The organism is Flavobacterium sp. (genome assembly GCF_043760115.1).
Classification (GTDB): domain Bacteria; phylum Bacteroidota; class Bacteroidia; order Flavobacteriales; family Flavobacteriaceae; genus Flavobacterium.
The window spans coordinates 47,062-71,036 of the sequence record NZ_JAYUPK010000017.1 but is presented as its reverse complement, the minus strand read 5'-3'; the positions used below and the strand labels follow the sequence as shown (position 1 = coordinate 71,036).

At 25.9% G+C, this 23,975-nt stretch carries 22 protein-coding genes; 1 reads left to right on the top strand and 21 read right to left on the bottom strand.

Annotated elements, in window-relative coordinates; all coding sequences use genetic code 11:
* Window positions 1-176: 176 nt before the first annotated feature.
* From ACH2BC_RS01415 to ACH2BC_RS01370, 10 genes are all read right to left on the bottom strand, one after another.
* A complete protein-coding gene (locus ACH2BC_RS01415) occupies window positions 177-1,790 on the bottom strand; it encodes a hypothetical protein (protein WP_395052170.1) in 1,614 nt (537 codons plus the stop codon).
* 2 nt (window positions 1,791-1,792) lie between these two features.
* Window positions 1,793-3,337 carry a glycosyltransferase family 2 protein gene (locus ACH2BC_RS01410; protein WP_395052169.1) on the bottom strand — a complete coding sequence of 515 codons (1,545 nt, stop codon included), beginning with the start codon at window positions 3,335-3,337 and terminating at the stop codon, window positions 1,793-1,795.
* A gap of 3 nt (window positions 3,338-3,340) precedes the next feature.
* The gene (locus ACH2BC_RS01405; RefSeq protein ID WP_395052167.1) at window positions 3,341-4,477 is read right to left on the bottom strand and encodes a glycosyltransferase family 4 protein; all 1,137 of its coding nucleotides are present in this window, start codon (window positions 4,475-4,477) and stop codon (window positions 3,341-3,343) included.
* Window positions 4,478-4,479: 2 nt separating this feature from the next.
* Window positions 4,480-5,460, bottom strand: a complete 981-nt coding sequence (locus tag ACH2BC_RS01400; RefSeq protein WP_395052166.1) for a class I SAM-dependent methyltransferase — start codon at window positions 5,458-5,460, stop codon at window positions 4,480-4,482.
* Window positions 5,461-5,478: 18 nt separating this feature from the next.
* Window positions 5,479-6,372, bottom strand: a complete 894-nt coding sequence (locus ACH2BC_RS01395; protein WP_395052165.1) for a hypothetical protein — start codon at window positions 6,370-6,372, stop codon at window positions 5,479-5,481.
* A gap of 3 nt (window positions 6,373-6,375) precedes the next feature.
* Entirely contained in the window at window positions 6,376-7,803 is a 1,428-nt protein-coding gene (locus ACH2BC_RS01390; protein ID WP_395052163.1) for an MBOAT family O-acyltransferase, read from the bottom strand.
* Window positions 7,804-8,883 carry a glycosyltransferase family 4 protein gene (locus ACH2BC_RS01385; RefSeq protein ID WP_395052162.1) on the bottom strand — a complete coding sequence of 360 codons (1,080 nt, stop codon included), beginning with the start codon at window positions 8,881-8,883 and terminating at the stop codon, window positions 7,804-7,806.
* Complete coding sequence (locus ACH2BC_RS01380) at window positions 8,874-10,265, bottom strand: hypothetical protein (protein ID WP_395052161.1); 1,392 nt, start codon at window positions 10,263-10,265, stop codon at window positions 8,874-8,876. The genes ACH2BC_RS01385 and ACH2BC_RS01380 overlap by 10 nt, the downstream gene beginning before the upstream one ends.
* A 156-nt stretch (window positions 10,266-10,421) precedes the next feature.
* Window positions 10,422-11,081 (bottom strand): hypothetical protein, encoded by a 660-nt coding sequence (locus ACH2BC_RS01375; protein ID WP_395052160.1) that lies wholly within the window; start codon window positions 11,079-11,081, stop codon window positions 10,422-10,424.
* A gap of 144 nt (window positions 11,082-11,225) precedes the next feature.
* Window positions 11,226-12,992 carry a tail fiber domain-containing protein gene (locus ACH2BC_RS01370; protein WP_395052159.1) on the bottom strand — a complete coding sequence of 589 codons (1,767 nt, stop codon included), beginning with the start codon at window positions 12,990-12,992 and terminating at the stop codon, window positions 11,226-11,228.
* Window positions 12,993-13,104: 112 nt separating this feature from the next.
* Here ACH2BC_RS01370 and ACH2BC_RS01365 point away from each other — a divergent pair, with 112 nt between their 5' ends.
* The gene (locus tag ACH2BC_RS01365) at window positions 13,105-13,488 is read left to right on the top strand and encodes a helix-turn-helix domain-containing protein (protein WP_395052158.1); all 384 of its coding nucleotides are present in this window, start codon (window positions 13,105-13,107) and stop codon (window positions 13,486-13,488) included.
* Between the two features lie 95 nt (window positions 13,489-13,583).
* Here the strand turns inward: ACH2BC_RS01365 and ACH2BC_RS01360 are convergent, their stop codons facing one another.
* The 11 genes from ACH2BC_RS01360 to ACH2BC_RS01310 form a co-directional block, all read right to left on the bottom strand.
* Window positions 13,584-14,390, bottom strand: coding sequence for an FkbM family methyltransferase (locus ACH2BC_RS01360; RefSeq protein ID WP_395052156.1), 807 nt, complete (start codon window positions 14,388-14,390; stop codon window positions 13,584-13,586).
* Window positions 14,391-14,456: 66 nt separating this feature from the next.
* Window positions 14,457-15,578 carry a UDP-N-acetylglucosamine 2-epimerase gene (gene neuC / locus ACH2BC_RS01355; protein WP_395052154.1) on the bottom strand — a complete coding sequence of 374 codons (1,122 nt, stop codon included), beginning with the start codon at window positions 15,576-15,578 and terminating at the stop codon, window positions 14,457-14,459.
* Window positions 15,579-15,591: 13 nt separating this feature from the next.
* Window positions 15,592-16,314: an FkbM family methyltransferase gene (locus ACH2BC_RS01350; protein WP_395052153.1), complete on the bottom strand. Its 723-nt coding sequence runs from the start codon at window positions 16,312-16,314 to the stop codon at window positions 15,592-15,594.
* Window positions 16,315-16,318: 4 nt separating this feature from the next.
* Entirely contained in the window at window positions 16,319-17,302 is a 984-nt protein-coding gene (locus ACH2BC_RS01345) for a glycosyltransferase family 10 domain-containing protein (RefSeq protein WP_395052152.1), read from the bottom strand.
* 3 nt (window positions 17,303-17,305) lie between these two features.
* Window positions 17,306-17,896, bottom strand: a complete 591-nt coding sequence (locus ACH2BC_RS01340; protein ID WP_395052150.1) for a hypothetical protein — start codon at window positions 17,894-17,896, stop codon at window positions 17,306-17,308.
* Window positions 17,896-18,939 (bottom strand): N-acetylneuraminate synthase family protein, encoded by a 1,044-nt coding sequence (locus tag ACH2BC_RS01335; RefSeq protein WP_395052149.1) that lies wholly within the window; start codon window positions 18,937-18,939, stop codon window positions 17,896-17,898. Before ACH2BC_RS01335 ends, ACH2BC_RS01340 begins: the two co-directional genes overlap by 1 nt.
* Before the next feature lie 48 nt (window positions 18,940-18,987).
* Window positions 18,988-19,653, bottom strand: coding sequence for a cytidylyltransferase domain-containing protein (locus ACH2BC_RS01330; RefSeq protein WP_395052147.1), 666 nt, complete (start codon window positions 19,651-19,653; stop codon window positions 18,988-18,990).
* The gene (locus ACH2BC_RS01325) at window positions 19,643-20,548 is read right to left on the bottom strand and encodes a glycosyltransferase family 2 protein (RefSeq protein WP_395052146.1); all 906 of its coding nucleotides are present in this window, start codon (window positions 20,546-20,548) and stop codon (window positions 19,643-19,645) included. Before ACH2BC_RS01325 ends, ACH2BC_RS01330 begins: the two co-directional genes overlap by 11 nt.
* Window positions 20,549-20,577: 29 nt before the next feature.
* Entirely contained in the window at window positions 20,578-21,825 is a 1,248-nt protein-coding gene (locus ACH2BC_RS01320; RefSeq protein ID WP_395052145.1) for a UDP-glycosyltransferase, read from the bottom strand.
* A gap of 12 nt (window positions 21,826-21,837) precedes the next feature.
* Window positions 21,838-22,788, bottom strand: coding sequence for an NAD-dependent epimerase/dehydratase family protein (locus tag ACH2BC_RS01315; protein WP_395052144.1), 951 nt, complete (start codon window positions 22,786-22,788; stop codon window positions 21,838-21,840).
* A 57-nt stretch (window positions 22,789-22,845) separates the two neighbouring features.
* The gene (locus ACH2BC_RS01310; protein ID WP_395052143.1) at window positions 22,846-23,964 is read right to left on the bottom strand and encodes a hypothetical protein; all 1,119 of its coding nucleotides are present in this window, start codon (window positions 23,962-23,964) and stop codon (window positions 22,846-22,848) included.
* Between the last annotated feature and the right edge of the window lie 11 nt (window positions 23,965-23,975).

The window sequence follows — 23,975 nt, the reverse complement described above, 5'->3', positions numbered from 1 at the left end:
AAATCCTCCAATGATTTCATCATTTTCTTCAATAATAAATAATTCATAATCAAATCCATAACTACTATAAGATTGTAACCAACTAGAAAGCTGCAAATGACTTCCATATTCGTTTTTACTGATGAAATTATCCCATTTTATTTTATAATTTTCTTCTTTAGTTACTATAATTTTCATTAATTAATGGTTCTAGAAATTAAATTAGAATTATTTTTAAGATACAGATTTCCGTTTTCATCACAATCTATTATAGTTTTATCAAAAATATCAAATTGAGTTATTAATTCTGTAAGTGTTGGATTCCAAATTTTATTTTCTGAGATTTTTATACCCAAATACTTAAAATTATTTACTACTTCTTGATCAAATTTTCCTTCAGACAGAAATAATTTTCCAGAATAATGTTTCATATCTACAGAAAAATAAGTGTGAGCAATAAAAACTCCAGATTCTTTAATTAATAAATTTATATTTTCTTGATGCAATGCTTTTTTAAAATCTACCATTTCTAGCGTTTGAAAAATATAAAACTCTTTTTCAAAAATGGTATGTTTAAAAAGTATAGGAGAATATTTAGCAACTTTATAGGGTTTGTTTTTTTGAAAGTTCCAAAAGAAAATAACTTTAAAAATTGGATTTAAAAGTGGAATTGCATTTTTAAATAATGGTACTATGCTTCCAATTTTTCGTTTAATAATTACATTTTTTGCATGAGTAATTGTATCTATATAATTTCTAATTCGCTTTTCATCATTATCATAATGAAAAATAATATTTTTAAAAAGCTGAACAATTTTAGTTTTCAATGAAAAGTTTTTAATTCCGTTATAAAAACTATTTAAAGTGAATTGAGAAGTATTTAATTGGTTTATAATTCCTTTAGTTGACGAACCAGAATCTATATAATTCCAAAGTGTATTAATGTTTTTTTTAAATAATTTATTTTCATAATTATTTTTATCAATGTTATTTCTAGAAAACAATGTAAAATTATAAGGTTGAAATCCGTGATCTATCCAAACATTTACATCATTGTATGGTGGATTAAAATTTTCAAAATCATTAAAACTTTCTTCATCAGATTTTATAGATTGAGATAACGAATGGTAACACATTTCATGACCATCATTTTTCCATAAATCTAGTTCTTCTTTATCTTTTTTATAAGATGCATTGTCACTTCTTTTGGAAAAATGATTTAAGAAAAACCCTTTAGTAACTTTTATATTTGCTTCTTTAAAAAGTTGTCTTTGTAATTTTAAATTTTGCAAGGTGTCAAAATCACAATGATCTGTAAAACAAGCAATAGCAGAAAACGGAATTGTTGATCTACTAATTTCTAAAGCCCCAGTTTTAGACAATAATAATGTAGGATTTTCAATAAAGTTTAACTTTGTATTGGCTTGATAAATTTGTTTTTGAGAACTTTCGCCAACATATTGTGCAATAGGTTTAGAATATTCTGGGTTAAATTTCCAAATTAATTTATTTGGATTTTGTTTATTTATTTCCCAAACACCTTGATTTATATTGGCTTGAACATAAGTTCCATCTTCTAGTTTTATGATTTTAGAAGTATATTCATTGGCAATTCTATCGTTTTTTAAATCTTGCCAAGTATAATCATGGTTTCTAAAAAATACAATTCTAGAAATAAATTCTACTTCAATATCAAACGATTTGTTTTTTTTAACAACTCTAGAACAATCCATAACAACCTTACATTCTTTAACTTGAGATTCAAGATTTTCTTTATAAGAGTTAGACAGAATAGTTATTTTTGCTATCATTATTAAACAGTTCTTTTACCTAATTGAATTAATTTTTTCGCATAAAAAACCGACTTATTAAATTGCAATAAACGATACGGTAATTTAATAATTTTTAATGGTAGCTCCAATTTATTGCCTTTAAATAAATACATCGAAAAATATTTATGCTTATATTCTACGAATTGTTGTGGCGTAAATTGTTTATGAATTTGGTACATTATTGTTGGACTTGGAACAGGTCTAATTCTTTTAACTGGAATATCTAATTCCCAAGGTTGCTTTTTTCTTTTTTTACCAAGAACTTTAGCTTGCGAACCCCAAAAACGATAACCTCCAATTGCTGGTTTTAAATGTAAGTTGGCAGAAAATGGATTGTGTAAAACTGGAACACCAATTTTAGTTAATGAAATTCCAAAATCGCTATCTTCTCCATATCCACCATCATAATTTATATCGTTACCAACTAATTGATTCACATAACTTCGCTTTACACAAGAATTGGCATTACTATAACTCTGCGATATCCCAACAAACCAACGATTACTTTCTAATTTTATCAATTTATTATTTAAATCTTCTAAATTTTGTTGCTGATTATCGGCACGAATATCTAAACCGTTGCACGCACCAGCATTATACGTTTGCAATAATTTTAAATGATTTTCTATAAAATTGGGTTGAATTCTAATATCATCATCTCCAAAAACTATATAATCTCCTGTACATAAATTTATTGCTTCATTTCTTGCACGGCAACTTCCTTTAGTAGTTTGCCAATGAAATTGAACCTCAAACGGATAATTATTAGAATTATACAAACTTTCGTCTCTACTGTTTTCTGGAGTTGCATCTACAACTATAACTTGAGTTGGTTTATAAGTTTGAGTTTTTAAATCATTAAGTAAATTTAAAGTAAAATCTTGTCGCAACATTGTAGGAATAATGTAACTAACTGTAGGATTATCTTTAATTTCATTTAAAATTCTTGGTTTTACAAATGGTCTATTTTTTTTTAATGAAAAATTCTTTTTAGCATAAAATAGTGCATTCCATTCGGCAATTTTATAAAATCCTTTACGGTAAAGCATAAAAATAGAATGGTCTAGTTTAAAATTTTTTCTGTAAAAAATATACCTGTCTTTAGTAGTAATTTCAATTATATTTTTTTCTGTTGTTACATACAATCCTTTAACATACAATGTTGTAGCTCCACAATTTCTTAAAGCGTTGTATGCAAAATCTAAAGCTTGAAGTTGCTTATTTTTATAATCAATATCAAATCCGTCAAGTTGTTCCCAAACCGATTTTCTAATAGCAAAATTATTAGGATTTAATCTCCAACTAATGCATTCATCAAGATTATCATAATCGTTAACATACCAAAAGAAAACAATTGTTTGATATACAATATCTTGAAATGCATTTTTATAACCTTGTTCAAATGAACTGTGCCAAATATCACCATAAGAAACTGATAATTGATCAAGTTTATGTAAATCAGGATTACCAACGTAAAGTATTATTTCGCCAGTAAGAGTAATATATTCTTTAAAATTTAAACTCATTTTTTATAAAAATTTTTTATAAAATTCTTCACTTTTTTTTGCAATAATTTCAATACTAAATTCAGAATCGACTTTCTTTCTTGCTTCTACTCCAAATTTAAATTGAAGTTCTTTATCATTTAATAATTCTATAATTTTATTAGCAAACTGTATATGATTTTTTGGGTGTTCTAAAAATCCATCAATACCATCATCTATAATTTCTTTTGCCCAACCAATGTTAGATGCAACTATTGGTTTTTTCATTGCCATTGCTTCTAACCAAGATACTGGTAATGCCTCGGCAAAAGTAGGAAAAACACAAACAGTTGCTTCTTGAATTTTAGTTTTTATTTCAGAATATGGAACACTACCTAAATAAGTAACGTTTTGAAAAGCATCTTTTTTAAACAACGGTTGAATTAATTCCCAAGTTGGTTTCCATCCATTAGTAATATCTAGTGCATTTGTTCCAATTAAAGTTAATTTAGCATTTAGATTTTCTTTAAAAACTTCATTAAAAATTAATGGCAATTCAAACATTCCTTTTTTACGAATAATGGTTCCAAAATAAATAATATTTTGGGTATTATTTTCACTTTTTAAGGATTCAAATTGAGTAGTATCAATAGCATTTGGAATAACCGTAAATTCAGATTTTAAATTAAATAATTGTTTAGTTAAAGTACCTGTATATTTACTAACAGATAGTATTCCATCACAATTTTTTAAAGCTCGTTTTTCTAAAAACTTATTTATCCATTTTACAGGTCGTTTGTCTAGGTGACAAAAATAAGTATCACTTCCATGCAATTTAATTATTATTGGACAATTAACTTTAATAAACGAAGTAAATCCTGTCCAGTCAATAGCTTCAATAATTTCAATCTTATTTTCTTGAACGAGTTTATTTAATAATTTCTCTACTTTTTTTTGGGATAAAAATAATGATAAACCTTTAAATTTAATATTTTTAATTTTGTAAAAAGTGATTCCGTTATTAATAAAAACTTCATCTTTATCTTGAGCATATATAACTATTGAAACTTCATGACCAAGTTGTATTAAACCTTTAGTAAGGTTTAAAATACTAGTGCCAATTCCTCCAGAAGAACCAGTTTTAGAATGTGGAAATTCAATAGTAAGAAAACAAATTTTCATAGTTAATTTTTAATCCAAACACAAGATAAATTTCTTCCGTTAGTTTGATTTTTTTGAATTAATTTTTCTTCTTTCTCTTTGTATTCAACGTTTAAATCGCTTTTTAAAAATCCGAAAAAACCATACGATCTTGAATTAATTAAAGAATAATTTATCAAAATATCTTTTAAAAAAACTAATGAAATACCCTTGCTTTTATCAGTTTTAGTTTCTACATGAATATCTGTAACACTCCATAAATCATTTGCAGAAATTCTATTTTTAATTGTTCCTTCAAGAATTAATTGATCATTAATTTTGTCTATATATGTTTTTCGACCTAACAATCTACTAATATAATTTTTAATGTTTTTTGGAATAAAATCTATAATTTTTTTATTTTTTTTTTGTAGTTTTATTTGTTTTTGATAAATTTCCAATCGATCAACATATTCTATATTTAAAAGTTCATCACCATTTGGGTCTTGTAAATGGATAAGTATACCTCCAGTTTTTAAAACTCTATTTAAATCTTGAAAAAACAAATTTAAGTTAGGAATATGATGCAGTACAGAACAAATTATTACAACATCATATTGTTCATTTACATTTGATATATAATCATTCTTTATTGTATAATTCTTATTCCACTTTTCTGCTTTTTCTTTTGCTTTAGCTAACATGTTCTCAGATGAATCTAGCAAAGTAATAAATTCTATATGATTACCAATTTTAGAATTCAACAGAAACTGTGTGCTTAAACCAGTACCACATCCAACATCCAACAATCTTAAATTTTTAAATTTAGGTTCATTAGTTTTAAATAAATCTGAAACTAATAAATCTATTTGTTGTTGCAAACTTTCTTTCATATCTGTATGCATTTCATCATAAAAAACCGCTTCATGGTTGTGAAATACAATATTTATTCTTTCATGAAATTTTTCAGGAGATAAAGAACTTCCTGACTTTTTGATTAAAGGTATAAATGTAGAATAACTCATTAAAAAGTTTGTTTAAAATTAATTCTTAAAATAATTTGTCATTAGTTCTTTTGCAAATATAGTTGATGCTTTCTTTCTACCATATTGATTTAAATGAATTTCATCAAAAAAATAAGTGTCCTTTTTTATAACATTAGCGTTATTGACAAAATTATATCTTTTATTTTTATTTATAATTTTTGTGTTAAAAATTGGTGCTTGATAAATAATTAATGTACTATTATTTTCATTACATAATTTTTGAATTTTCTCAATATAAGGGTTTTTCCAACTTAAGGTAATTGAACTCCATTTTTTAGGTTGAATTGTACCCATTTCTGGATAAAAATAGTTTCCTTTTTCGTCAAATCTGTTTCGTTTATTTGGCTTTATTGCACTAACAATTGAAGGATAAAAAATCTCGGTGTTGTAATAACATACTCCAATTGCAGGAAAATAATGCGAAAAAGTTAATGGTTTAAAATATCCTTGTTCAAGATTTTTAAAATAATTAAAAACATAATCTTGAGATACAAATGGTAAAAACCTGTAATCATTATCGTTTAATACTGGATTTTTGTTTGCTAAATCCCAATTACTTATAGATAAAATACAATAATTAGACTTTTTTCCTTGTTTATAAAAATGATTTAACATTAAATAATTAGAACTAATTGCAGTATCATCAATACTTAAATTTATTCCTTTTTTATTAGTTAAACTATCAATTAAAGCTGTATTGAGTGTTGTTAAACCAATACTTGAACCAATAACTATGTAATCAAAATTAATATCTTTTACTTCATGAGATAAAAATTGTGGCTTGTAAAAAGAAGAGTTTCTAAGAAAATACAAACTACACCAAGCAATTGCATTTAGTAAAATAAAAACTAGCAATCCGTATTTAAAAATATGTAGTAGAAATTTCTTCATAATTTAGAATTGGAAGTAAATAAAACTTATTTGATTTCTATATGTTCCCATGCAGAATAATAAAAATAACACAATAAAAATAGTGCTTTTTGACAATTGAATTTCTTGATTTCCTTTGATCACATTTTTCCATTCTATAAAAACTAGAAATAAAATAGCAATTAAACATAGTGCTGAAAGCAAAGCATACTTAGCATTTTTATAAAAATAATTTGGTGTTAAATCATTAAAATTAAACATTCCAAATATATAATTAAATGCTTCACTAATAGTATCAGCTCTAAAAAATATCCAAGCAAAAGAAACTATTACAAATGTTGAAATGATTTTTAAATAGGTTTTAAAATTATAACTTAAATCGTGCAGACTGTTTCGATTTTTATTAAAAACAAGTAACGGAATAAAAAGCAAAGCATGAATTAATCCCCAAAAAATAAATGTCCAATTTGCACCATGCCAAAAACCGCTGAGAAGAAAAATCACAAAGACATTTCTAATTTGAAATAATTTAGAACCTTGACTTCCTCCAAGTGGAATATATACATAATCACGAAACCATGATGAAAGTGAAATGTGCCAACGACGCCAAAAATCGGCAATGTCTTTAGAAAAATATGGAAAATTAAAATTTCTTAATAAATCTATTCCAAACAGCTTTGAAGTTCCAAGTGCAATATCAGAATATCCACTAAAATCACCATAAATTTGAAATGAAAACAAGAACATTCCAATCCATAATTCGGTTGCAGAATGACTTGCAGAATTCTCAAAAATTTGATTGACAAAAAATGCACAATTATCAGCAATTACAATTTTCTTGAATAATCCCCAAATTATTTGCTTCACACCTTGAATAGCCAAACTGTAATTGAAAATGCGTTGTTTTTTTATTTGCGGTAGCAAATGTGTTGCTCGTTCAATTGGTCCAGCTACAAGTAATGGAAAATAGCTTACAAATAACGAATACGAAATAATATTTCGCTCTGGTTGTATTCTATTTTTATAAATATCAATTACATAGGACAATCCGTGAAAAGTGTAAAACGAAATTCCTACTGGTAAAATTACTTCCAAGGTCCAAAAACTGGCTTCAAAACCTATTTTTTCTAAAGCAATTGCTAGCGAATTGGCAAAGAAATTATAATATTTAAATATTCCTAAAAATCCTAAATTTATTAAAACACTTAACCAAAACCATGTTTTTTTGCTCTTTTCGGTTTTGGCTTCATACATTTTAATTCCTGTAAAGTAATCTAAAACGGTAGAAAACACCAATAAAAAAAGAAAATGCCAATCCCAAAAAGCATAAAAAAAATAACTTGATGCTAACAATAATATGTTTTGCAATTGCAATGAACGCTTGTTTACCATCCAATAAATGGCAAAAACTATGGGAAGAAAAAGTAAAAAGTTTATAGAATTGAATAGCATTTATTGCAGAAGATTTATATAATTTACAACCATTTTCTCTAATGATAAATCGAGAACTTTTGGTTGTTTTTGCAATCCGTTTTCAATTTTAATTTCATTATTTAATATACTTATTAAAATATTTTTTAAGTCTTGAATGTGACAGTCTTGATACAAAAACCCATTACTATTATGATGGATTAATCCTAAAACATTACCTTGATTATTGGTAATCACTGGTAAATTACTTAACAAACTCTCTACTACAGAATAACAAAAAGTTTCACCATGTGAAGGATGAATTAAATAATCATAATTACAATAAATATCTTGTAGATTATCTATACTTCCTTTAAAAATAAAATAGTCTTGAAGTGATAAATTGTTTATCTTTTTTTTTAACTCGTCTTCATAATATCCGTTTCCAAAAATAGTAATTGTGAATGGAATTTTAACTTGTAATTTAATTTCGCTAACCGCAAAAATAACATCTTGAATGCCTTTATCCTTTCTTAAATGACAGGCAATTACAAAATTAAAATTAATATTGAAATTAGTTTTCTGCTTGAATTTTTTAATTTCTAATCCGTTAAAAATTACATTTGTTTTGGTACTAATTTGCAATCCTAATTCTTTAACTAACTGATTTTTAGAATAATTAGAAACGCCAATAAAAATATCAATATATCTTGAATATAAAATTCCTTTTAATCGTTTTTCAATTCTTTTTTTAATAGAATATCCTTTTATTGGTCTTGGATTATGGTCTACAACCATAATTTTAGCATTAGAAATTAATTTGATTTTCTTAAAAATTGGAGAACAAATTTCTATAAAATGAGTTATTATGTGAGTGTAACTTTGCTTGTTATTTTCGATAAATTTCGTAAAAAAATGTTCTACATTTTCATAATTACTTGAAATTATATTTAGACATTCATATTTTCCGTGGGTTGATTTATTAGGAAAAAACCAATCAACTTGCATATTGTTTTCTTTACATTTCTGGTCGAACATCCAAAAAAAATAGTCCATTCCTCCTACTCTTTCTGGTAAAAGTTCGTAATTACATAAAACAGCTATTTTTTTGTTTACACCCATTTTAATAAAGTTTCGGCTATGCGTTTTCCTGTATTGACTAAAGGTTTGCTTACTTGAAGTTGCAATAATTCTTTTCTATGATAAGAATCTAAATTTGAATTTTCTAAATATAAATTTATCGAAGTAATTAATTCCTCTTGATTTTTTACAATTTTAGTTGCTTTACTGTCAACAATCTTTTTTATATGAGCATAATTTAAAAATCGTTGATCGTCATAAAGTCCATTTTCTGCATTACCAAAAACGGTATTTATAACTGGTTTATCAAACTGAATAAAATCTAAACTCATTGTAGATAACATATTGATATTTAAATCGGAATATTCTAACAAACTTCTTAAATCTTTTACATCTTCTACTGATGGAATTCTTTGCGACCAAGCTTCTTGATGTCCTTCGCGAGATAATTTCCAGTTGGGATAATTCCATTTTATAAATGGAAATTTTTTAACAAAAGATTGAAATCGAATTGGATCTTCGGCTGGTGAAGTTCTAATTATTAAATTAACGTCTTGAATTTTAAATTCTTGAATAGCATTTGCAATTGTTTCGATATATAATTCGTCGTTTCTGCTGGTTGAAATATCACCACAACTAAAACAAATAGTTATAAAATTTGGATTAATATTAAACTTAGATATAAATTCTTCTTTAGAAACTTTGTATCTATCTAATACATAAGATTCAAATTGTGGTGTTCCTACAACTTCTATATTATTTTCTTTTACTTTAAAATAAAATTGCTGCAATTCAGTTTTCATTAAATCGCTCCAAACTAAATAGTAATCAAAATTGGCAGCCATTCTGCCTTTGGACGCCAAATTATCCCAACTAAATATAAATGTAGCTGTTTTAATTTTTAATTGTTCTGCTTGATACACTAATGGTGCAATAAATGGCGGTCGCTGGTGTGTAAAAAACAGTAAGCTGAAATTTTCTTTTTCTAAAATAGTTTTATAATCAATCGTTACAGCATTGTTTTTAAAAGATTTTTGCTGCAATGAATTAAATTTTTGAATCCAATTTTCTGAATGTAAAAAGGAAGTTATCTTAAAAATAAAACGCGTTGCAAATCCTCTTGCGGATTTAGATTTGGTTTTATTTGCTCTTAAATTATCTTGAATTCCAAAATTATTTTTTTCATGCAATTTAAGATGTGAAACTTCTTTAGCTTTTCTAAAAAACCAAGTTTGAAAATTTTCTTCGAAAACAGTAAGTTCAATAATTCTAGAATTTGTTATATGTTCTAAATAAATTTCGGCTGGAAGACACGAAAGTATTACAACTTCATCAAATGATTTTTCGGCTTCCACCAAAAAATCACTTAAAATAAAATTTCTAAATCCTACACCATCGGTAATTACTACACCTAATTTTTTCATTATATAAAACAATAATTATTGTTCAAATATCATTGTTTTTTTTTAAACTTGAAAATATATTAAATTTAAAAAAAAACTCCGCTAAAAGCGGAGTTAAAATAAACTATTATTTTTAATTAGTTAAATATTATTTTTTTAGTATCAATACTTTTACCATTAATTATGAAATTTACTATATAAATCCCATTGCCGAAATTGTCTTTTTGTAAATGTTTTTAATTTTAATTTAAACCAATATAATTTATTGTAAAAGTTAGGATTTACGAAAATCAATTGTCCTCCACCAATATAAGTTGATGGTTCGCAAGCTCCGTGTGCATATTCCTTATTTTTATTTAAAGTAATAACATTAACACTTCTACTATTTGGAAAAATATTTATAATTGCATCTGTTTGCCCTTTTCTATCACCTTCTATAAAAATTATTGTTTCATTTGTACTATAAGCAACAACATCTTTTAATGTATCATCATAACCATCAATAATTATTAAATCAAATTTTTTCTTTGGAATATCTTTCAATTCATTGTATAAATTTAATTTTTTAAAATCTTCAACATTATTTATTAATGCCTTTAAACAAAATTCATTTTTTTCTGTACCCGAATAACTTATATGATTATTTGATAAATTAGAATATTTAAAAATAGTGTCCGAAATAGAACCTATGCCTAAACCTATCTCTAAAATATTCTTGATTTTATATTTTTTTATTATTTTAAGAATAACTTCTAAAGCGTATTCGCTTGCAATATAATCACTCCCATCTTTGTTACAAAACCATTTATAGTTTTCTGCTGCTAATTTTTTTATCATTATAATAGTATTAAATATTTAAATATAATTATTTTTCCATACTTATACTTTGACAAATATCTTAATTTTTTTATTAGTATTATAATATTATTACAATAAAAATTAAACGTTACAGTAAAGTAACGTTTAATGTTGAATCTTTAATTAATTAAAAATTATTTTTTTACTATCAATGCTTTTACCATTTACTACTAAACTAACAATATAAATACCTTTACCAAAATTATCTTTTTGTAATGTTTTAGTAATATTTGTTGCTCTATCAATAATTGATAAATTATTTAAAACTTTACCATTTAAATCGTTTACTTGAAGTGATGCAGATTGAACTAATTTTTCAATATTTAATGAAACAATAATTACATCATCAGAAGGATTAGGAGATATACTTATGATTTTTGTATTTTCAAATTTCAAAATATCAACATTTTGTGTTTTGAAAGAATTGGTAATTTGATTTTTCAATTCATCTATTTGTGCTTGTTGGTCTTTAATTAGCTTTTGTTGTTCTTTCATACCTTCTACCAAATAAGGTAATAATTCCATATAATTTACAGCTTTGCTACCATCAAATCCTTTAGCTACAAGATGTGGTAACACCTTTTCTAACTCTTGAGCAATAAAACCACTGTGACTACCATCATCAAAATTCATTTCTCTATTAGAATCTTTATTCCATAAATAAGTTTTACCATCGATTGCTTCTATGGTTTTAAGAGCATTTTCTATTGGTTTAATGTCTTTTTTAAATTTTTTATCTGATGTAGCAAATATTCCTAATGTTCGTATCACACCATTAACATCTAATTTAACTGTACCTGTATTTGGAACTGTACCGCCAGAAAATGGAGGATTTGTTGCATTATTGTATGTAAATGGACCAGTTGAAGCAATACCTACACTTGTACCATTATCAAAAATTTGACTACATACCATTGAATTTGCTCCTGTAGATTTTGGCAAAAAATTTAAGGTTGGACAAGTAGATGTAAATGATGTTCCTGTTGACGCACCTGTTCCAACTTGGTCTGTAACAAAAATTACATCACCATTAGCATTTACAGATAAAACTCCTTTGTTAGTAGATGGATTTGCTATTGGAACTATTGTATTTTTTAAATTTGTTAAACGTAAACCAGAGGAATTGGTGGCGTTATAAGTACTAGCAAAAGCACTTTTAACTTCTAGCATATTTAAAGGAATAATATTATTTCCTAAACCTATTCCAGCAAATCCATTTGAGTGAATATAAAATCTTTGATTATTATTTCCATCACCGATAATTATTGAATTATTTATATTTACTGGTGCAGATGTTATACTACCTAAAAAAGTATTGTTATTTCCGGTAGTTATATTTGAACCACTTCCACTTCCTAAAAATGTATTATTACTACCTAAATTAGAATTGCCACTAGATACACCGTAGAAACTGTTACCAGAACCCGAAAAATTTAAATTTCCTGAGTTTGAACCATAAAAACAATTATTATTTCCAGTTGTATTTCTTCCAGTTCCAGAACCTACAAAACTATTATTTGAACCATTTGAATAAAATCCACTAGCTGAACCTATAAAAACATTATTACCACCTCCTGGAATTGCCTCAGAACCGTTCACACCTGAACCTCCAACATTATTTCCAATTAAAATGCTTTCACTACCATTATATTTTTGCCCTGCATTTGATCCTAAAAAAACATTTGCAGAACTTGTCCCACTTGCCCAACCTGCTGAATATCCTAAAAAGACATTTCCACCACCTGTATTATTTTGTCCAGCATAAGCACCAATGTTAGAACTATTACTATTTGTAGTGCCCGAAAATGCACCAAGATTAGTAGTTTGACTAAAAGCATTATTAATAATTAATAATGATAAAATACTAATAAAAATAAAATTTGTTTTCATAATATGTTGTTTTAAATTATTTAATCAAAATTAACTATAGATAAATCATTTTTTAAAACTAAAGTTTATTTATATGATAACTAAAGTTTATTTTTCAACTTAGCAAAAAAAAATGACTTTAGGAACCAAACTGAATAATCTTCGTAATTCTCAAAATATTTCTCTAGAAAAACTTGCTTTTGAATTAGATATCTCTAAAACTGCTGTAAACAAATGGGAATCGGATAAAGCAAAACCTAGCATTGATAACTTAATGAAAATATGTGATTACTACCAAACCGATGTATATAAATTATTAGAAGATGTATCTAACGTAAACTTTAGTAATGCAAAATTTAAGGGGAATTCTTATGCTGGATTTGCTCAAAATTTCGTTGTAAATAATTCTACTACTCCTGAAATTATTGAAGTTATAATTGAAACTCAGAAAAAAATTTCAGATTTAATCCAAATTCAAAATAATTTCATTGTAAAATTTTTTGAAAAATCTAAATAGTAATGTTTGAAATTTATATGTGGTAAATATTTATATTTTTGAAAGAATTAAATGTAGATACTAATCCTCATAAATTATTTTATAATTTGTTAGGATTAAAAGTTCAAATTTGTACCTGCAAATGTTATTGTTTCATTTTTCTTAAAAGTAACTGTTTTGTATGAATAATTTAGTTTTTTAAAAAAATCTTCTACTTTTATATAGGTTGGCTCACCGTTTACAATATGATATGAAGCAATAGCAAAATTGGGTTTCAAAGATTTAATTGTTTCTACACAACCATCTAATGCCTCAATTTCTGCTCCTTCAATATCCATTTTAATAAAATCTAATTTTTGTATATTATTATCTTTTACCCAATTATCAATTGTAATAGTTTCTTTTTTTACAACTTTGGCGTTTCCAGAAAACCAAATTGCAGATGATCCTTCACAACCAGCTTCCTCAAAATCTATTGTTGTGTTTGAATCCCAAAGTAATAAATCTGAAATAAAAATGTTATTTTCAATATCTAAATTTAATTCCATGTTATTTTTCATATAATCTATATTAAACTTATCTGGTTCAAAGGCGAATATTTTACCATATTTTCCAACTATTTTAGAAAAAAATATACTTATTACACCAACATTAGCTCCAGCATCTATTATGTAATCATTTTTTTTAACTTTATAACAATGTTGGTATAATTTAAAATCATGAACTACAGGATATAAAGCATCCTTTGTAAACATCACAATTTCATTAAAAGTAGTTTTATGATAAACCAAACCATTTTTTTTAACTAAATTATAAGTTACATTACTGTCTTTAGTCATTCTGTAGTAAAATAATTTAATTCTTTCTTTAAGAATTCCTTTTGGTAATAAATGACTTATTATTTTTTTTATTTTCTTTTTCATGTATACTATTATAAACAAAAATACTTATTTTTTCTTAGTTAATTTAAAATTTCAAATTAGAGAAAATTAAAAATCTCTAAACTGTTTTTGATGATTTATTTGCCAAATATCATTACATTGAATTGCTTTTTCAAATAATTGGGTACTATTTCCTTCACCAAAATTTAAATTAGAAACCAAAACTTTATGCGTATTTATACTATGCAAAGCTGTTGTTATGCTTTCTTGTGAATAATCTACATTTATGATATCGGCATGAACTGCTCTATTTTGTTGGCGTGTTCCTATATTTATGATTGGTATTCCGTAATATGGTGCTTCACGAATACCTGCGCTACTGTTACCGATTATAAATTGAGCATTTTTTAATAAAGTTAAAAAATATTCAAATCTAACGGAAGGAAAAATTCTAAATCTTTTATTATTATTTAATTTTTTATATTCTTTAATGATGTATTTACTTCCCAAATCGTTATTTGGATAGATTATAATATAATTATGATTGTCTTTTTGTAATGCTTCAACAAAACTTTTGGCATAAGCTTCCATTTCATTAGCTTCGGTTGTAACAGGATGGAACATTGCTATTGCAAAATTGTCAAAATTTATTTCATAATACTTCTTAACTACTTTAATTTCTGGTAATTCATTAGAAAACATAATATCAATATCTGGCGAACCAATGGTGAAAATTGATGATTTCATTTCTCCCATTTGCAATAATCTTTTTGCAGCTTCATTATTGGAAACAAAGTGAATATGACTTAACTTAGAAACGCTGTGACGAATTAATTCATCTACAGTTCCAGATAATTCTCCACCTTCAATATGAGCAACTAAAATATTATTTAATGAACCTACAATTGCTCCAGCAAGCGTTTCAACTCTGTCGCCATGAACAATTATCATATCTGGATTTAAGGTTTTACAATAGCTTGATAAACCTTCAATGGTTTTAGCCAAAGTTAAATCCATAGTAGTTTCGTGCGTGTGATTTTCAAAAGTATGAACATTTTTAAAATTGCACCGTTCAATTTCTATTAAAGTATATCCGTATTCTTCTAGCAAGTGCATTCCTGTTACAAAAACATAAACTTCAAAGTTTGGATTTTCATCTACTATTGATATTAACGATTTTATTTTACCAAAATCGGCTCGTGTGCCTGTTAAGAATAAGATTTTTTTCATTTAAAAATTTCTTTTATTTTATTGTTCTTAAAATTTTAGAAACAACTCTTTTATAAAAATCTTTTAATTTCCATCTAAATAATCTTTCTTTTATACCAAAATTTAAATTTTGATTATTTACATAAATATCATCTGTATCTAATTTAAAAATTAATTTAAAGTTACTAGATTGCAAATAACTACTTATTCTATTATCATTATAATTGTTTTCAATGACTAAACATTTAACATTTAGCAGTTTAAAATTTATTGAAGTTACAATATCATATTCATTTCCTTCTGTGTCTATTGAAATAAAATCTATATCATTATTTTTTGCTTCTTCGATTGTGTCTAACGTTATCATATCAATCTCAATCTCAGATTTTATTCCGCCTTTTTTTGAAATTAGACTATCAATTCTCTCCACATGATTGGAATGGTAATTATCGGTTATACCACTAAGCATTTCTGAATATCCAGTAATTTGGGTAAACATTACTTTTTTATTTTCGTTACCTATACATTTATTAATGTTTATAGCTTTTCTATTTTTTACAAGTTCTTTATACACATTAGGGTTAGGTTCTATACATATTCCTTTCCAATTTCTATATCTCTCAAAAAATAATGAATTATTTATATTGACTCCATCATGCGCACCAATATCAATAAAAAAACCAAATTTTTTATTATAAAAAATAACTTCATTAATGAATTTATCTTGTTTGAATTGAGAAAAATAGTTTTCTTTCATTAGTTTATTTTTTATGTAATGTATTATGAAATTTCAATTTTACTTTTGACACTAGTTTTACAAAGTTTATATATTTTGGATAGTTGTCAAAATATTCATTTTTGCCTTTAATAAATACCAATTCTTTATTGTTTTTTTTATAGTTTCCGTTTATTGACTCTAAAGATTTTATTTGATTGTATAAAAAAGGAAAAAGTTGATATTGATTTAATATTAATTCTCTTGCTTTACAAATTTCATCCAAATTTTGTTCCCATTTATTTGAATCTATAATTTCTTTTAAAAATAAATTTATATGCTTGTCTTTGGGATCAATTTGAATAAAAGAATTTTTAGGGAAAAAATTTTCTATAGATTCACATCCAAAATATAGTGGCATTGAATAGCTTAAAAAACAATCAATTATTTTTTCTGTCCAATAATAGTCATTTTTAAAATTTTCATAAGCAATAACATATTTATACTTTTTTAATACTTCAAATTTATCTTCTATTGGATTTATTCCTCGTCCAAAACAGTTAACAAAATCTAATTCATTTATTTTGTCTAAGAAATTCATTCTATCTTTATGACCTTTTGTACCTCTTTGATTACTTGTTATCCAAGCTATTTTATTCTCTTTTATTAAATCTTTACTTTTCAGGTTTGTTAAATAATCATACTCTTTATTTAAATGCCAAGGTAAAGCTCCATGAGACAAAATATTATTGTTTTTTGTATCGAATTGATTAAAATTGATAGTAACTTTTTTATTAGCATATTGTCTATAAATAGACATTTCATTGGGTGGTTCTAAACATAAATTAATGATGTTGTCTTTATTTACTTTAATAGAAATATCTTCTTTGGGATAGTCTAATATTACTAAATAATCGCATTCATCAATATTCTCTTCTGTAAATGTAAATTCTTTCCATTGCATAGAAGAATTAGGAGTTTGTTGCTTAATGTTGGGATATTGAAAATATCTTTCAATTTTAATAATCATTATTTATTCTTTAATATTTTTTTCGCCGTTTTGTAAATTAGCAGTTACAATTGTATTGGAATTTATATTATTTGTAATTAAAACATGAGCACCTATAACTACTTTATCGCCAATAATTAATTCCCCAATTATTGATGAATTGCAGTATAATGTAACATCATTTCCAATTAAATTACCATTTCCAATACCGTTTTTTTTATGACCGATGGTACAACCTTGATGAATTTTAAAACCTTTGCCAATATTATTTCGGCTTCCAATTACAGTTCCTTGTCCGTGAATTACATAAAACCCTTCATCTATCTCATTGTTAAAATAAATTTCACAGCTACATAATTCTTTAAGTAACCAATGAATTTGAAATTTATATTGATCTAAATTATTTATGTGAAATTCATTTCCTAATCTAAATAAAAAAATTGCTAATTCGTTGTTGTTTGTAATTATTCTATTTTCAATTTCTACAATAGAAATATTAGGAAAATGATATTGAATATCTTTACAGGTTTTTAAAAAAGCATTTTCAATATAGTTTTCTGGCACTTCTATGCTTTTATAAACTTTCGATAATAGAAAAATTACAAAATCTTTCATTATTTTATATGTTCTGGTTCTAATTGTTCGTCATTATCTATATCTCTACTTGCTATTTTTCCTAATACATCATTAAATTTTTCTGAAAGAATTTTTCCAGTTCCTGGACGTTTTACCCAAATATTTTCTTTAGTAAATATATCTCCTTTTTTAATACTTGAAATTGAACATACAGTTGCAAAAGCAAAATCTATAGTTACTTGTTCTTCTTTGGCTGGTTCTTTAATTCCTCCTCGCATTTGCCATATTTCGTTGGAAGAAATTATTAACTCTGAAGTTGCTTTTTCGTCCATACTACAAATAATATCTGGACCAGAACGTTGCATTGTATCTGTAAAATGGCGTTCTAAAATACTTGCTCCAAGTGCAACAGCTCCAAGGCAAGCGTTATTATTTAATGTATGATCTGAAAGTCCGAAAACTTTATCAGGAAATGCTTCGTGAAGTTGTGTCATTGCACCAAAACGCACTAAATGAATTGGTGTTGGATATAAATTGGTTGTATGTAAAAGTGCTACAGGAATATTGTATTTATCAAAAATTGCAACTGCTTTTTTTACACTTTCTATAGTATTCATTCCTGTACTTAAAATTACTGGTTTTCCAAAAGTACAAATGTGTTCTAACAATGGGTAATTATTGCATTCTCCTGAGCCAATTTTATATGCAGGAATATCAAATTTCTTTAATCTGTTGGCAGCAGCACGAGAAAATGGTGTTGATATAAAAATCATTCCGTTGCTTTCTACGTAGTTTTTTAGTTCTAGTTCGTCAGCTTCATTTAGTGAACAACGTTCCATAATTTCGTAAATAGAAACTGTTGCATTTCCTGGAATTACTTTCTTGGCTGCACCACTCATTTCGTCTTCAACAATGTGTGTTTGATGTTTTACAACTTCTACACCAGCGCGTTTTGCAGCATCAACCATTTGTTTTGCAACTTCAAGTGAACCTTCGTGGTTGATTCCAATTTCGGCTATTACTAATGGTGGAAAATTGGGTCCAATTTTTCTTCCTGCAATTTCTATATAGTTTGATTTCATAATTAATTTAAAATAAAGCAATTTGAAAGTGCTTAGTTTAACAATAAATTAAAATTTGTTTAGTAGATATTCTGCATAATCAAAATCTTCTTGGGTATCAATATCAACTTTTGCAAAAATATGATTTACTAAATAAGGATATGCGTTTTGTGTAATAATTTTATCTTCTAATATAGATTTGGCTTTTGTAATATATAGCAAACCGTTTTCGTTGAATAAAGGTTCTAAATCTTGGCTTCTTTGACCAATTTCATAATTAAAAGGAATAAATATGTTGTCTATTATTTTACCTAATTTATGCTCATTTTTAGACACTGTAAATAAACTATCAGATTGTAAATCAATAAATTTTTTGTAACAATCTTCTAATAAATTTTTTGTTCTTAATGGATTGGTTGGTTGTAATAAAATTACATTTTCAACATTTTCTTCAATTGACAACAGCACGTGTTGCAATGATGAAATTGTTGGTTCGTTATCTCCAGATATTGATTGTGGTCTTATAATTACTTTTGCACCAAATTCTAATGCTATTTCTTTAATTTTTTCATCATCTGTAGAAACATAAATTTCATCGATAATATGAGTATTATCCTTAGCATATAAAATACTGTGTGCTATTAATGGTATTCCTCCAAATGATAGCATATTTTTATTTGGTAATCTTTTAGATCCGCCACGAGCAGGAATAATTGCAATTGTTTTACTCTTCATCTTCTGGTTTCCAATAAATTTTATTTAAGGATAATTTTAAAATTTCTTGATATTCTTCATTAGATAATCTATTACTTTGTTTGACCAATTTAGGAATATTTATTATAACATCCAAAACTGCTTTAAAAATACCTTTGGTTGCTTTAAAATCTCCTTTAAAAGTTTTAGTTTTTAATTGAATCCAAAGTGAATATATTATTTTTCTGGGAATTGTTTTTATTGGATAAAAAAGAAAATATAAATACCATCCAGATGCTAAACTTCGTCTTACTCTAATACTGTAATCATTATTACTTTTTCTAGACTTAACTTCTACTCTATGATGCACTAATACTGTTGGTAAATAATGAATTTCTTGATTAATTTTAAATAATTGGTAGGATGCAAATTCTTCTTCTCCATAAAACACAAACCATTCTGGATAATTAGGAACTTTTTTCCATGCTTCTATTTTCCAAACGTGTCCGCAACCTACAAATCCTTTTACTCTTTGAGAATTCTCTTTAGAATTTGTAGTAATTGGAAGATGTATTCCCCAAAAAATTCTAAACGAAATTAGACCACAATTTGGATTTTTAATAAAATGATTTTCTATTTCTTCTAATGGATTTTGCGATAAAAAATTAGCATCATCGTCTAGTGAAATTGCGTATTTTGCTTTGGTTTCGTTAAGCATCTTATTTCTGCAATATAGATATCCTTTAGAAATTTCGTTACGCTGAAGTATAACATTTGGAAAATTTTGCTTTACTTTTTCAAAAGTTCCATCAGTAGAACCATCATCGAAAACTACAATTTGAAGTTCATCATTAGATTTTAATTCATAACAACTTTCTAAAGTAAAAAGTAAATCTTCTACTCTGTTTTTAGTTGAAATAAGAATTGCGAATTTCAAATTGGATATATTTTCTTTAAAATTCAAAATTAAATTGAATCGAGAATTTTTTTCAAATTTTTCATTGAACAATAGTCAATTAAATCAGGTCGATTTAATTTTAAAGACTCTTTATCAATATTCCATTGATTGTATAAATTTTCTATACTTGCTGCTATTTTTTGTATATCGTCAACTTCTGACCAATATTGATAATCGTTACCCAAAAGTCGTTTTGTTTCGCTATAATATGGCGCTAACAAAAGAAGTGGTTTATTTGCTTCAACACAATGCGGAAATTTACCTGGTAAAAAAGGGCTAATTTCTGCTTTGGATTCTAAAATTATATTAACCGAAACATGTTGTTGCAATTTATATACAATTTCAAATGGTACATTGGCGTTAAGAACAAAAATTTGTGGAATTAAGTTACTATATTTTTCTAAAATTTTAGCATGAAATGTTGCTGGACCTAAAAGTATAAGTTTGGTGTTTACTATTGCTATTGGATTTCTTTTAAGAAAAAGTTTAAATCCTTCAATTAAACCTTCTGGCGATCGTTGCTTCATTAAATTACCAGCATGAAGTAAATTAAATTTAGATTCATCAAAGTAATTTGGCAAAGCAACATTTTTAATTTCTTGATTAGCATTTTGATGAGGAATTACCAAACCTGTTTGAAGAAAATGAGGAAAATAACTTCCCATCCATTCCATTAGTAACTTACTTGGAAAAGAAGCATGATGAGCTTTTTGAGAAATTGCTTGAAAGTATTTTTCTTTAATAGCATAACCTGGTTCAACCCAATTGTATGGTCTTGGATTATAATGAAATGGATATGGGTCATGAATATTAGCAATCCATTTATGATGAATTTCAGGGAATGACAACAAGGCATAATGTGGGCGAAAACTTGTTCCTTTACTAACTGTAAAAACTAAATCTGGATTAAGATTAATAACTTCTTTAACAATTTTTTTAATTGAGTTTACATCATTAAAAACAGTAAATGAAAATCCAAATATTTTTTCTAAAAAAGTATGAAATTCAACTTTGAAATTTCGTTGAATTACTCTTTGAAATCTACTTAAAAAATAATTTATACTAAACTTTATTTCTTTAATTTCTCTGCAATCGATTCCTTCAAGCAAGGGTTTTTTATGTCTTGTATAATGATAAACAATAACTTCAAACCCAGCATTTTTGGCGTTTTGGATTAAAGCAACATTGCATTTTGAACAGCTACTATCGTCCTTGTCTATTGATTCAGCAATAAATACTATTCTTTTTTTTGTCATAACAATTTTAAATTATTGTTTTAACTTTTCTTTAATCCAATTAATGGTTTTGGTAAGTCCTTCTTCAAAATCATGACTTGGCGTATAACCTAATAACTGTTTAGATTTTTGTATGTTAGAACATCTATCTTTTACATGATCCCAATCTCTAGGTTTAGTTATAACAATTTCAGATTTAGAATTAGTAAGCTTTACAATTTTTTGAGCAAGATCTAAAATTTTTAATTTTGTTCCTGTTCCACCATTAAAGACTTCGGCATTTTTAAAACTAGATGTTGCCATTTTAGATAATAGATAAACAGTATCTAGAACATAAGTAAAATCTCGAGTTTCGTTTCCAGTTCCTGTTATATTTATAATATCATTATTAAGTGCTTTTAAAATAAAGTTTGGAATAACATTTCTATAATTTCCTGGCATTTCACCAGGACCAAAACTATTAAAAATTCTAGCGCTTACTACAGGAACTTTATGAATTTCTGAATAATATTTACAATACAATTCACCAACATATTTATTAATTGCATATGGTGTATCGTATGGAGAAACGTTTAAGTCTTCTGTCATTATTTCGCTATTTCCATAGACACAACTCGAACTTGCAAAAATTATTTTTTTTAATTCTGAGTTATTTTTTTGAGTTTCAAAAAGATTTACAACACCTATAACATTAGTATTGACATCTGAAATAGGATGATCAACGGAGTTTTGATTAGCAAAATGTGCTGCTAGATGAAATATAAAATTTGGCTTGTAAGTTAAAAAAAATGAATTTACTTTTTCTGTATTTGCAATATCAATATATGAAAAAGTGACTTTATCAGAAAAATTTACATGTCCTGCGCTAAAATTATCAATAACATGAATATCACAATTATAATTTTCTAAGAGGTATTGAATTAAGTTATAACCCAAAGCACCAAAACCACCAGTTATTAATATTTTAGAATTGTTAAATGTCATAAAGCAAAGATATTATAAAAGGTTAATTTATCCTAAATGAAAATTTGATTAATTTTATTAAAATTTATTTAAAATTGTATCGTAAAAATGTTTTTGAACTATTTTTTGAGAAAATAATTTTTGTTTAGCTAACTTACAATTTTGTTGAAAATAACTGTAATTAGATTGTAGTTTTACAAATGCCTCATAAAGTTCTTCACTGTTGTTATTGTCAATTATAACTCCGACTTCATATTGATTAATTAAGTCACCAACAGTAGAGTTTTTAGGTCCATGATATACAAATGGAATTGAAGCTCCGATGTAAGTTATTATTTTGGTAGGCAAAGAAAGTTGTGCGAACTTTAGATTTTCGGGTTTTAAATCATCGCAAGCATAACCAAAATCAACTGTCTTTAAAATATTATTAAATTCATTTTCAGAAACTAAATCGTGTACTTTGATATATTCATTTTCAAATTTTCTTAATTTTGAATCAAATAAATGAAGCTTAAAACTATTAGAATTATTTAATTTTTTAATTGCCTCAATTAATGGATTTGGCCATGGTGGCGAAGCGTTTCCATAACCTCCCATTAAAATAGTTTTATAATTATTGTTAGTAAAATTATTTTGTGGAAAATCATCGGCAATACATCTTGTAATAACTATAGAATCTACGTAATACTCTTTTTTATATTGTGCTTGCATTCTAGCTGAAATAACGTCAATAGTGGCAGCTTGGCTTACTATATTTTTAAATAATGATGTTGCTTTTTTCTTTTTATCATCTTCTATTTCTAGTATTGGGTCATCGTGAATTGAAATATGATACTTTATTGAAATTGTTTCAGATAGTTTATTTATTCGATATAAATGATCATATGAAGTTCCTAAAACAATCCATACTAAATCAATTTTATTTTGTTTTATTAGTTTATTAAAATTAGTAGCAAAAATCTTAGACTCAATATTTAAAATTGTACTTGAGATTCCTCTTCCTCTAATATATTTTGTTTTAAATTTTAATACTTCTATACCGTTACAAGTCTGTTTTTGCTGATCTTTATTTACATTAAAACTTGTCCAAAAAAATTTACACTCTTCTGGATAATTTTTTGTTAAACTTCTTATAATTACGCCTCCACCCCAACCAGTATTGGGTAATGAACAAGATAAAATTAAAATATTTTTCAAGTTTTGGTTTT

Bases quoted from the DNA above. Each gene is read 5' to 3' on its own strand.
- ACH2BC_RS01345 (WP_395052152.1), bottom strand. From the start codon at position 17,302: ATGATTATTAAAATTGAAAGATATTTTCAATATCCCAACATTAAGCAA.
- ACH2BC_RS01360 (WP_395052156.1), bottom strand. From the start codon at position 14,390: ATGAAAAAGAAAATAAAAAAAATAATAAGTCATTTATTACCAAAAGGA.
- ACH2BC_RS01390 (WP_395052163.1), bottom strand. From the start codon at position 7,803: ATGCTATTCAATTCTATAAACTTTTTACTTTTTCTTCCCATAGTTTTT.
- ACH2BC_RS01340 (WP_395052150.1), bottom strand. From the start codon at position 17,896: ATGAAAGATTTTGTAATTTTTCTATTATCGAAAGTTTATAAAAGCATA.
- ACH2BC_RS01350 (WP_395052153.1), bottom strand. From the start codon at position 16,314: ATGAAAGAAAACTATTTTTCTCAATTCAAACAAGATAAATTCATTAAT.
- ACH2BC_RS01380 (WP_395052161.1), bottom strand. From the start codon at position 10,265: ATGAAAAAATTAGGTGTAGTAATTACCGATGGTGTAGGATTTAGAAAT.
- ACH2BC_RS01410 (WP_395052169.1), bottom strand. From the start codon at position 3,337: ATGAGTTTAAATTTTAAAGAATATATTACTCTTACTGGCGAAATAATA.
- ACH2BC_RS01365 (WP_395052158.1), top strand. From the start codon at position 13,105: ATGACTTTAGGAACCAAACTGAATAATCTTCGTAATTCTCAAAATATT.
- neuC (WP_395052154.1), bottom strand. From the start codon at position 15,578: ATGAAAAAAATCTTATTCTTAACAGGCACACGAGCCGATTTTGGTAAA.
- ACH2BC_RS01320 (WP_395052145.1), bottom strand. From the start codon at position 21,825: ATGACAAAAAAAAGAATAGTATTTATTGCTGAATCAATAGACAAGGAC.
- ACH2BC_RS01370 (WP_395052159.1), bottom strand. From the start codon at position 12,992: ATGAAAACAAATTTTATTTTTATTAGTATTTTATCATTATTAATTATT.
- ACH2BC_RS01415 (WP_395052170.1), bottom strand. From the start codon at position 1,790: ATGATAGCAAAAATAACTATTCTGTCTAACTCTTATAAAGAAAATCTT.
- ACH2BC_RS01315 (WP_395052144.1), bottom strand. From the start codon at position 22,788: ATGACATTTAACAATTCTAAAATATTAATAACTGGTGGTTTTGGTGCT.
- ACH2BC_RS01375 (WP_395052160.1), bottom strand. From the start codon at position 11,081: ATGATAAAAAAATTAGCAGCAGAAAACTATAAATGGTTTTGTAACAAA.
- ACH2BC_RS01385 (WP_395052162.1), bottom strand. From the start codon at position 8,883: ATGGGTGTAAACAAAAAAATAGCTGTTTTATGTAATTACGAACTTTTA.
- ACH2BC_RS01395 (WP_395052165.1), bottom strand. From the start codon at position 6,372: ATGAAGAAATTTCTACTACATATTTTTAAATACGGATTGCTAGTTTTT.
- ACH2BC_RS01335 (WP_395052149.1), bottom strand. From the start codon at position 18,939: ATGAAATCAAACTATATAGAAATTGCAGGAAGAAAAATTGGACCCAAT.
- ACH2BC_RS01405 (WP_395052167.1), bottom strand. From the start codon at position 4,477: ATGAAAATTTGTTTTCTTACTATTGAATTTCCACATTCTAAAACTGGT.
- ACH2BC_RS01330 (WP_395052147.1), bottom strand. From the start codon at position 19,653: ATGAAGAGTAAAACAATTGCAATTATTCCTGCTCGTGGCGGATCTAAA.
- ACH2BC_RS01400 (WP_395052166.1), bottom strand. From the start codon at position 5,460: ATGAGTTATTCTACATTTATACCTTTAATCAAAAAGTCAGGAAGTTCT.